The 9453-nt window shown below is 62.7% G+C and carries 13 protein-coding genes and 1 pseudogene; 8 read left to right on the forward strand and 6 right to left on the reverse strand.

Annotation, left to right across the window (positions count from 1 at the left end):
- The first annotated feature begins 21 nt into the window (after positions 1-21).
- From KQI17_RS09990 to KQI17_RS10000, 3 genes are read left to right on the forward strand one after another with little or no spacing between them, the layout of a single operon-like run.
- Positions 22-942, forward strand: a complete 921-nt coding sequence (locus KQI17_RS09990) for a pseudouridine-5'-phosphate glycosidase (RefSeq protein WP_216496029.1) — start codon at positions 22-24, stop codon at positions 940-942.
- The gene (locus KQI17_RS09995; RefSeq protein WP_371821985.1) at positions 939-1280 is read left to right on the forward strand and encodes a DUF1294 domain-containing protein; all 342 of its coding nucleotides are present in this window, start codon (positions 939-941) and stop codon (positions 1278-1280) included. The genes KQI17_RS09990 and KQI17_RS09995 overlap by 4 nt, the downstream gene beginning before the upstream one ends.
- 19 nt (positions 1281-1299) lie before the next feature.
- Positions 1300-1632, forward strand: a complete 333-nt coding sequence (locus KQI17_RS10000; RefSeq protein WP_216496031.1) for a hypothetical protein — start codon at positions 1300-1302, stop codon at positions 1630-1632.
- Between the two features lie 52 nt (positions 1633-1684).
- Here KQI17_RS10000 and KQI17_RS10005 read toward each other — a convergent pair whose 3' ends face one another.
- Positions 1685-2065: a metal-dependent transcriptional regulator gene (locus KQI17_RS10005; protein ID WP_022017843.1), complete on the reverse strand. Its 381-nt coding sequence runs from the start codon at positions 2063-2065 to the stop codon at positions 1685-1687.
- A gap of 210 nt (positions 2066-2275) precedes the next feature.
- Here KQI17_RS10005 and KQI17_RS10010 point away from each other — a divergent pair, with 210 nt between their 5' ends.
- From KQI17_RS10010 to KQI17_RS10030, 5 genes are all read left to right on the forward strand, one after another.
- The gene (locus KQI17_RS10010; protein WP_253285767.1) at positions 2276-2488 is read left to right on the forward strand and encodes a FeoA family protein; all 213 of its coding nucleotides are present in this window, start codon (positions 2276-2278) and stop codon (positions 2486-2488) included.
- Positions 2489-2523: 35 nt separating this feature from the next.
- On the forward strand, positions 2524-2745 hold the full coding sequence (locus KQI17_RS10015; RefSeq protein WP_022017841.1) for a FeoA family protein: 222 nt from the start codon (positions 2524-2526) through the stop codon (positions 2743-2745).
- Positions 2746-2802: 57 nt separating this feature from the next.
- Complete coding sequence (locus KQI17_RS10020; RefSeq protein ID WP_216496033.1) at positions 2803-5280, forward strand: ferrous iron transporter B; 2478 nt, start codon at positions 2803-2805, stop codon at positions 5278-5280.
- A 40-nt stretch (positions 5281-5320) separates the two neighbouring features.
- A complete protein-coding gene (locus KQI17_RS10025) occupies positions 5321-5494 on the forward strand; it encodes a FeoB-associated Cys-rich membrane protein (protein ID WP_022017839.1) in 174 nt (57 codons plus the stop codon).
- 117 nt (positions 5495-5611) lie between these two features.
- Positions 5612-5872, forward strand: coding sequence for a heavy-metal-associated domain-containing protein (locus KQI17_RS10030; protein WP_216496034.1), 261 nt, complete (start codon positions 5612-5614; stop codon positions 5870-5872).
- 55 nt (positions 5873-5927) lie between these two features.
- Here the strand turns inward: KQI17_RS10030 and KQI17_RS10035 are convergent, their stop codons facing one another.
- The 5 genes and pseudogenes from KQI17_RS10035 to KQI17_RS10055 all read right to left on the reverse strand — a co-directional run.
- Positions 5928-6893: a helix-turn-helix transcriptional regulator gene (locus KQI17_RS10035; RefSeq protein WP_216496036.1), complete on the reverse strand. Its 966-nt coding sequence runs from the start codon at positions 6891-6893 to the stop codon at positions 5928-5930.
- Positions 6894-6972: 79 nt separating this feature from the next.
- Positions 6973-7803 (reverse strand): RNA methyltransferase, encoded by an 831-nt coding sequence (locus tag KQI17_RS10040; RefSeq protein WP_216496052.1) that lies wholly within the window; start codon positions 7801-7803, stop codon positions 6973-6975.
- 91 nt (positions 7804-7894) lie between these two features.
- Positions 7895-8824, reverse strand: coding sequence for a nucleoside recognition domain-containing protein (locus KQI17_RS10045; RefSeq protein WP_216496038.1), 930 nt, complete (start codon positions 8822-8824; stop codon positions 7895-7897).
- Positions 8825-8920: 96 nt separating this feature from the next.
- Positions 8921-9202: a Dabb family protein gene (locus KQI17_RS10050; RefSeq protein WP_216496040.1), complete on the reverse strand. Its 282-nt coding sequence runs from the start codon at positions 9200-9202 to the stop codon at positions 8921-8923.
- Positions 9199-9453, reverse strand: a pseudogene (locus KQI17_RS10055) (pyridoxal phosphate-dependent aminotransferase); the annotation flags it as partial. The gene KQI17_RS10050 and the pseudogene KQI17_RS10055, both read right to left, overlap by 4 nt.

A 9453-nucleotide genomic window follows, 5' to 3' on the forward strand; every position in this document is an offset into this window, starting at 1 on the left:
TCAGAAAAGGAGTCATTCGCTATGAACCGTTATCTTGACATTGCCCCCGAAGTAAAGGAAGCGCTGGACGCCGGCAAGCCCGTCGTCGCGCTTGAGTCCACCATCATTTCCCACGGTATGCCCTATCCCCAGAACGTGGAGACCGCCCTCCAGGTCGAGAGCATCATCCGCGAGGCGGGCGCGGTCCCCGCGACCATCGCCATCATCGGCGGCCGCCTGAAGGCGGGCTTGACCCGTGAGGAGATCGACTACCTCGGCAAGACCGGCGCGGGCATCCCCAAGGCGTCCCGCCGCGACCTGCCCGTGCTCGTCGCGCAGGGCAGGGACGGCGCCTGCACCGTCACCACCACGATGATGATCGCCGACATGGCGGGCATCCGCGTGTTTGCCACCGGCGGCATCGGCGGCGTGCATCGCGGCGCGCAGGAGACATTCGATATCTCCGCCGACCTCGAGGAGCTGGCCAACACCTCCGTCATGGTCATCTGCGCGGGCGCGAAATCCATTCTGGACCTCGGCCTGACGCTCGAATACCTCGAGACCCACGGCGTGACCGTCATCGGCTACGGCACCGACGAGCTGCCCGCGTTCTACACGCGCAAGTCCGGCTTCGGCGTGGACTACGAGCTTGATACTCCTGCTGAGCTTGCCAAGGCGTTCCACGTCAAGCGTGAGCTGGGTCTGCGCGGCGGCCTGCTCGTCACCAACCCCATTCCCGAGGAGTATTCCATGGATAAGGCCGTGATCGACAAGGCCATCGCCGAGGCCGTCGAGGACGCGAAGAAGGACGGCATCCACGGCAAGGCCACCACGCCCTATCTGCTCGCCAAGATCAAGGATCTCACCGGCGGCGACAGCCTCGATTCCAACATTCAGCTCGTGTTCAACAACGCCCGCCTCGGCGCTGCCGCCGCGGTGGAGCTGGCGAAGCTCGAACGGTGAGCGGGGCGCTCTCGCTCGGCGTGATCGGCGGGGCAGACGGCTCGACGGCGGTATTCGTTACGGGCAGCCCTGCACCGCTCGTCATCTATCTGCTTGCCATCAACGTGCTGGCCTTCGCCGTCTACGGCTGGGATAAGGCGCGGAGCAAGGTGCAGGGCGCGCGCCGCGTGCCGGAAAAGACGCTCTTTCTGCTTGCCATCCTCGGCGGCAGCGTGGGAGCCATTCTCGGGATGCGTGTCTGGCACCACAAGACGCGCCACTGGTACTTCAAATACGGCCTGCCGGCGATCCTGCTCGCGCAGCTCGCGCTGGCCTGGTATCTCGGCGGCCTGCATTAAAACAAAGGAGGACCTTTCCATGAAGCGGATCACAAAGCAGGAGACCCTGCCGGCGCTCGCCGTGCCGGAAGTGCTGAGCGTGCCGGAGTTGACCTACCCCGCGAGGCTCGGCAAGCGGGCGGTCGTGCAGGTGCTGCGCAAGGCGGACGTGAAAAAGGCCGCGCTGGCCGTCGGCGGGACGGCGCTGGTGCTCTCCGCGATCGGCGCGGCGGGCAAGCGGCAGTTCTATAAGCGCATCGTCGCCTCGGAGCTGAAGCGTCAGCTGGCGGTTGTGAACGGCAAGCTCGACAATCTGCAGGCGCAGAATGAGGCCCTGCGCGCGGAGCTCGCGCGGCTGAAGCAGGAAAAGTGAACCGGACAGAAAACGGGAGCCGAAGCATCGCTTCGGCTCCCGTTTCGGTTTCTTATCGTTTCGGCTGCAGGTTGGCGCGCGCGTGCGAGCAGATGGCGTCATAGGTCTGCTGGCTGATGTCGTGCTCGATCTTGCAGGCGTCCTCCTCCGCGGTCCTGGCGTCCACGCCGAGGGCGATGAGGAAGGCGGTGAGCGTTTTGTGGCGGTCGAGCATTTTGGCGGCAACGGCCATGCCGGTCTCCGTGAGCGTGATGAGCCCATCCTTATCCATCGTGATATGCCCGCTCTCCTTGAGACGGCGCGTGGCATAGGTGACGCTCGGCTTTGTCACGCCGAGGTGCTCCGCCACGTCAATGGAGCGAATGTATCCGTGCTTGAGCTTCATCATCAGCATGGACTCGAGATAGTCCTCCGACGCGCGTAAAATTTCCATCGAATTGCACGACCCTTCCGGTTAAAAGTATTCTTAGGTTAACACAGTTTAACCAAAATTGCAAGTGGCAAAAAGTTTTTGAAAAAGGCTATTGACAAAAGGCGGTTAGACGTGCTAAACTGCACAGCGGTTAGAGGAGATTAACACCTTGACCATTCTTTTTTCAATATCGGTTAGAGATTGTTAACTGAAGAACGGGGAGGGAATACCATGATGCCGCTTGCACTTGCCAATATCGGCGAGGAAAATCTGATCCTCCGAGTCGGTGGGAGTCCGGAGCTGCGCAAGCACCTCGAGGATCTCGGCTTTACCCCGGGCGGGACCGCCACCGTGGTCGCCGCGATGGGCGGAAACATCATCGTCAAGATCAAGGAATCCCGCGTGGCCATCAGCGAAGAGATGGCGCGTAAGATCATGATTTGAGCGCAAATATTTTTGAAATAGAAGGAGAGAGGAACATGAAAACTCTGCGAGACGTCCGGATCGGCCAGACCGTCAAGGTCGTGAAGCTGCACGGCGAGGGCCCTGTCAAGCGCCGCATCATGGACATGGGCATCACCAAGGGCACCGAGGTCTTTGTCCGCAAGGTAGCGCCTCTGGGCGACCCGATGGAGGTCACCGTGCGCGGCTACGAGCTGAGCCTGCGCAAGGCGGATACCGAAATGATCGAAGTGGAATAAAGCGAGTCATAAATTTTTGCAGATCGGTTCAAGCGCTTGAACCGGAAGGAGCATGATATGGAAAAGCAGATCAAAATTGCCCTTGCGGGCAACCCCAACTGCGGTAAAACGACATTGTTCAACGCGCTGACGGGCTCCAACCAGTTCGTCGGCAACTGGCCCGGCGTCACCGTGGAGAAAAAGGAAGGCAAGCTCAAGAAGCATGACGACGTCATCATCATGGACCTGCCCGGTATTTACTCCCTGTCCCCCTACACGCTGGAGGAGGTCGTCGCCCGTAACTACCTCATCACCGAGCGCCCCGACGCCATCCTGAACATCATCGACGGCACGAACCTCGAGCGCAACCTGTACTTAACGACGCAGCTCACCGAGCTGGGCATCCCCGTGGTCATCGCCATCAACATGATGGACGTGGTCCGCAAGAACGGCGACCAGATCAACGTTGCCGAGCTCTCCCGCGAGCTGGGCTGCGAGATCGTTGAGATCTCCGCGCTCAAGGGCGACGGCGTGATGCAGGCGGCGGAGGCCGCCGTCAAGGCCGCCGAGGGCGCCAAGACCGTCCCGATGCACACCTTCTCCGGCCCCGTGGAGCACGCCATCGCGCACATCGAGGAGGCGGCGGTCCACAATATGCCCGAGGAGCAGCAGCGCTGGTATGCCATCAAGATCTTCGAGCGCGACGATAAGGTGCTCGAAAAGCTGACCATCCCGGCCGAGACCATGCAGCACATCGAATCGGACATCAAGGCCGCCGAGGCCGAGCTGGACGACGATGCCGAGAGCATTATCACCAACGAGCGCTACGTTTACATCGCGCAGATCATCAAGGGCTGCTACAAGAAAAAGAATCACGGTCAGCTCTCTGCCTCCGATAAGATCGACAAGATCGTCACCAACCGCTGGCTTGGTCTGCCCATCTTCGCGGTCGTGATGTTCCTTGTGTACTGGGTCGCTATGGTCGGCGTGGGTGCGCCCGCGACCGACTGGGCGAATGACGGCCTGTTCGGCGACGGCTGGCACCTGTTCGGCATCGGCACCGCCGAGTACACCGAGGTTGCCGATAACTACACCGCCGCGATGGACGCCGTCAGCGGCTATTATGAGCTGGACACCGAGGCCGAGAACTTCGACGCCGACGCCGCTCTTGCGGACATGAAGGCCGTTCAGCCCGACGCCGACTCCGCCACCATCGAGGTGGAGGATGAGGAGACTCTGGCCCGGAACGAGATGACCGTCTACTATGACGCCATCCCCAAGAACGCCGACAAGGAGACCACGGTTGGCATGACCTATGTGGACGCCGTCAGCTATCTGGAGGAGAACGGCTTTGACGAGCCCGACCCCGCCGATTACGGCGTGTGGGTGCCCGGTATCCCCGTTCTCATCGGCAACGGTCTGGAAGCCGCCGGTACGGCGGACTGGCTCAACGGACTGATCTTAGACGGTATCGTCGCCGGTGTCGGCGCGGTGCTCGGCTTCGTGCCGCAGATGCTCGTGCTGTTCCTGATGCTCGCCTTCCTCGAGGCCTGCGGCTACATGGCCCGTATCGCCTTCGTGCTCGACCGTATCTTCCGCAAGTTCGGCCTGTCCGGTAAGTCCTTCATCCCCATGCTCATCGGCACCGGCTGCGGCATCCCGGGCATCATGGCATCCCGTACCATTGAAAACGAGCGTGACCGCCGCATGACGATCATGACCACGACCTTTATCCCCTGCGGCGCGAAGGTGCCCTTCATTTCCATGGTCGCCGGCGCCATCTTCGGCGGCGCCGCATGGGTCGCCACCTCCGCCTACTTCGTCGGCATGGCCGCCATCATTATCTCCGGCATCATGCTCAAGAAGACCAAGATGTTCGCGGGCGATCCCGCTCCCTTCGTGATGGAGCTTCCCGCTTACCACTGGCCGACTGTCGGCAATGTCCTCCGCTCCATGTGGGAGCGCGGCTGGTCCTTCATCAAGAAGGCCGGCACCATCATCCTGCTTTCCACCATCGTTATATGGTTCACCACCTACTTCGGCTGGGTCGACGGCACGTTCCAGATGCTCTCTGAGGAGCAGATCGACGCCTCCATCCTCGCCAAGATCGGCAACGCCATCGCGTGGATCTTTGCGCCTCTCGGCTGGGGCACCTGGCAGGCGGCTGTCGCCTCCATCACCGGCCTGGTCGCCAAGGAGAACATCGTCGGCACCATGGGCATCCTGTATCCCGACGGCTGGACCGAGATCGGCGCGGCCTTCACGCAGATCAGCGGTTATTCCTTCCTCGTCTTCAACCTGCTGTGCGCTCCGTGCTTCGCGGCCATCGGCGCCATCAAGCGCGAGATGAACAACGCCAAGTGGACCTGGTTCGCCATCGGCTATCAGTGCGGCTTCGCCTATCTTGTCGCCCTGATGATCAACCAGTTCGGCGACGCCTTCACCGGCAGCCTGAACGTCCTCGGCCTGATCGCTGCCGTCGCGGCGCTCGCGCTCATCGTGTATATGCTCTTCAAGCCCTACAAGGAGGCCACGAAGCTCAGCGCCAAGGTCTGATTCCCCATTTGATTATTTTCTTCCGAAGGAGTGAGCTTTCATGTTGAACTGGATTACCGCAAATCTGTCAACGATCGTTATCTCTGCCATTTTGCTTGCCATTGTCACCTCAATCTCTCTCCATTTGATCCGGCAGAAGAAACAGGGAAGATCCTCCTGCGGCTGCAACTGCGCACACTGCGCCATGCATGGCGAGTGCCACGGTAAGCAGTAAAGCAGAAAAGGCGGCATCGCATGAAACGGTGTGATGCCGCCTTTATTCCGCCCGGAAGGTTAAGGATGACCGGCTGCGGAGGCTGCCGGACCGATCGAAAAAGGAGTGCATATTGCCATGACTGAAACAACGGTAAAGATCAGCGGCATGATGTGCGGAATGTGCGAGGCGCATATCTGCGACGTCATTCGCGCCCGGTTTGCGGTCAGGAAGGTCACCGCCTCCCACAGCAAGGGACAGGCGGTCATCCTCTCGGAAAGCGGGCTGGACGAGGCGGCGCTGCGTCAGGCGATCGCGGAGACCGGCTATGAGGTCACCGCAGTGAGCGCGCGCCCCGCCGGGGAAAAGAAGGGTCTGTTCGGCTTCCTGAAAAGGTGAAGCCCTGACAAGAAAAAGAAAAAGCTCTGTCTGCCGATGGCAGGCGGAGCTTTTTTCACTTGTCGAGCCGCTTCACCGGGCGGATGTACTTGAAATACTGCCCGGGATTGAAGTAAAAGTAGGTGACGCGCCCGGGCGTCTGCGTGTCGAGGGCGCAGCCATCGGCGGCGTAGTCGAAGCCGTGCATCGCCGTCTCGACCTTTTCCTCCACCGTGCGGCACTCCTGCTCGTAGTCGAACGGGCCGTGCTCAAAGACGAGGTATTCCCCCTCGGGAATGTCCGTGAGGAGCATCTGCGCGGGCACCTCGCCGCGGTAGTCGGCGGGAAGCCGCGCACCGTAGCACTCCGTGCGCAGATAGCCCCAGTCGCACAGACGGCCCGTCGCGTCGTTGAGATAGCCCATGACCTGCCCGGCGTACTCGCCGCCGTCGTCGTCGAGCTTGCCCTGAATGCTCTCGAGCAGGCCGCAGATCGTTTCGCAGTCCTGCCCGGGAATGAGCGCCTGCTTCTGCCAGAAGTCCCAGTAGCCGTTGCTCTCGCGGTTTTCGATGTGCAGGAACTTGTGCGCGGGGATCGTCACGAAATATGTTTTGACGCCGTCCTTTGATGTTGCCATACCAATTTCTCCTAAACCAAGAAAGTAGCGGTCAAACGGGTGGATCTTGGTGCGCAGGACCACGGGCCTCGGCACGGCGCGGTACGCGCTGGGCGTGACGCCGTAGGCGTCCTTAAAGGCGCGTGTGAACGCCTCATGCGAGGAAAAGCCATAGTCGAGCGCGATGTCGAGAAGGCTGCGCTCGCTGTCGCGCACCTCGCGCAGGGCAAACGCCAGCCGCCGTCGGCGCAGATAGTCGCGCAGCTGCATCCCGGAGATCTCGCGGAATTTCCGCGTGGTGTAATACTCCGAGTAGCCCAGCGTGCGCGAAAGCGAACGCAGCGTGAGCGCTGCGTCGTCGTGGCTGCGGATGCAGCCGTCGATCTCATCGACGATCTGCTGGATCTGCCTGCGCCATTCATACATCCTTGCTCACCCCGTTCCGAACCGCTCTGCACGCAGTATACCGCGCGGCGGCGCTCGGCGCTTGATTTGACTTGCAAAGTTAGTCTTCCATCTCGGAAAGCCCCGCGAGCAGCGCGAGCTGGTAGAACGCCACCGCGCTCGCTGCGGCGACGTTCAGCGAGTCCACACCGTGCGTCATCGGGATGCGCACCGTGCAGTCGCACGCGGCGATGGTCGACTCCGCGAGGCCGTCGCCCTCCGTGCCGAGCACGACGGCGAGGCGGTCCGCCCTTTTGAGCTGCGGGGCGTAGATGGGCAGCGAAGCATCGCACAGCGCCATCGCCGCCGTCGTGAAGCCGAGGGCGCGGAGCGTCTGCGGCCAGATCTCCGGCAGGTATGTCCACGGCACCTGAAAGACCGTGCCCATGCTCACGCGGATGGCACGGCGGTAAAGCGGGTCGCTGCACGCCTGCGTCAGCAGCACGGCGTCGATGCCGAGCGCCGCCGCGGAGCGGAAGATCGCGCCAACGTTCGTGGGGTTCATCACGTCCTCCAGCACGGCGACGCGCTTTGCGCCCGCGCAGACCGTCCCGATCGCCGGCAGCGGCCGGCGGCGCATGGCGCAGAGCATCCCGCGCGTGAGCGGGAAGCCGGTGAGCTGCTTGAGAACGTCCAGCGGCGCGGTGTAGACAGGCACCTCGCCGCAGCGCGCGAGAATGTTCCGTGCCTGCGTTTCCACATGGCGCGGCTCCATTAGGAACGAAACGGGCACACAGCCCGCGTTCAGCGCCCGCTCGATGACCTTGGGGCTTTCCGCGATGAAAAGTCCTTGCGACAAGTCCTCACGGTTCACGAGCTGATTTTCGGTCAGGCGTGCGTAAACGTCCAGCGCGGGATCGGCAAAATCGGTGATGGGGAAAAGGTTCGGCATGGCGGCTGTCCGCCTTTCTTTCATAGAGTAAGGGGCGCGGCGAAGGCCGCACCCTCAGTATAGCCCCTCCCACGCCGCGGCGCAAGACCTTTCAGAAAAGCCGCTGCGCCGCGATCAGCGCGAGCGGGACGCCGGCGAGCGCCTGCACCGCCTTTCCGATCACACACCGCCGCGCGGACAGGGCGCTCCCCGCAAGCATCGCGCGCGTCTGCGCCTGCACGCTCAGCCCGCCCCAGTTCATGATAGCGGCGCAGAGCACAAAGCCCGTGCGCGTGGCGGGCAGGGCGTTCACGCCGTTCGTCATCTCCACAAAGCCGAACAGCGCCGCACGCGGCAGCGGCGGCAGCGCAGCAAGCGCGGGTACGAGCGACAGGAGCCGCAGCAGCACCATGAAAAAGATCACAAAGGCGCTGACGCTCCCGACCGCCGCAAACGAGCCCTGCACCGCTGCGGGGAGCGCCGCGGCGAGGTCGAACGGCGCGCGCTGCCGCGAAACGGCCTTCCGGCGCGGCAGGCCGAGGTCGCGCCGCAGCAGGACCCCGGTCACAAGCGCCGCGCCGACGTGAATGAGGTAGAGATACGCTCCCGCCCGCGCGCTGCCGAACACCGCCGTGCCGCACACGCCGAGAAAAAAGCCGGGGCCGGAGTTGTTGCAGAACGCCAGCAGCTGCTCAGCCTCCTCCCGAGCGATCTCGCCGCGTCCGTACAGCTCCGCGACCGTCCGCGCGCCGACCGGATACCCACCCAGCAGTCCTAAAATGAGCGCGCTTGCGCCCGCGCCGCTCACGCCGAAGAGCGGGTACATGACGCCCGCCATCGCGCGGGAGAGCAGCCGCGGCACGTCGCTCTGCACGAGCAGCGACGAGAGCACGAAGAACGGAAAGAGCGACGGCAGCACCGTTTGCAGGCACAGCGCCACACCCTCCCGCGCCGCCGCCGCGCTCACGTCGGGGAAAAGGAGCAGCGCCGCGCCGAAAAATACCGGGAAAAACAGCGCCGCCGCGCCGCGCAGTCTTGCCACAGCCTCGCCCCCTTTCGGAAGAGCGTATGAGCGCCGTGTGAAAATTATCCGCGCAGCGAAGAAAAGAGAGCCGGCCAAACGGCCGGCTCTCCTGCATTAGATCTCGTAGTCCGCGGCGACGCGGTCGGTTCGGATGGACTTGCAGAGGGCGCTCACGGCCTTGTGCCGCGGATCGTCCTTATAGGTTTGCAGATCCTCCATCGACGCAAACTCGGAGACGAGCACGGCGTCGTAATTGTCCTTGCCGACGCAGCGCTTCACCTCGCAGCGCTTGAGCTGGGGAATGACCCCGAAAAGCCCACGCAGTCCGGTGAGGAACTGCTCCTGCTCGCGCTCCGTTCCCTCGCGGAATTTCCACATGACGATATGGCGGATCATTTCGCGTTATAGACCTCGATGGCCTTCTTGAGGATATCCATGGCGCGCTCGATCTTCTCCGCTTCGAGAACGTAAGCCATGCGGACCTCGTTGAGACCCTTGCCGGGCGTCGCGTACATCGGCGCGCCGGGAGCGAACATGACGGTCTCGCCGTTGTCGTTGAACTCCTCGAGCAGCCAGCGCTGGAAGGTGTCGGCATTGTCCACCGGCAGAGCCGCCATCAGGTAGAACGCGCCCTTCGGGCAGTCGAA

Origin of the sequence: Oscillibacter sp. MSJ-31, from assembly GCF_018918025.1 — a bacterium.
GTDB lineage: Bacteria > Bacillota > Clostridia > Oscillospirales > Oscillospiraceae > Hominicoprocola.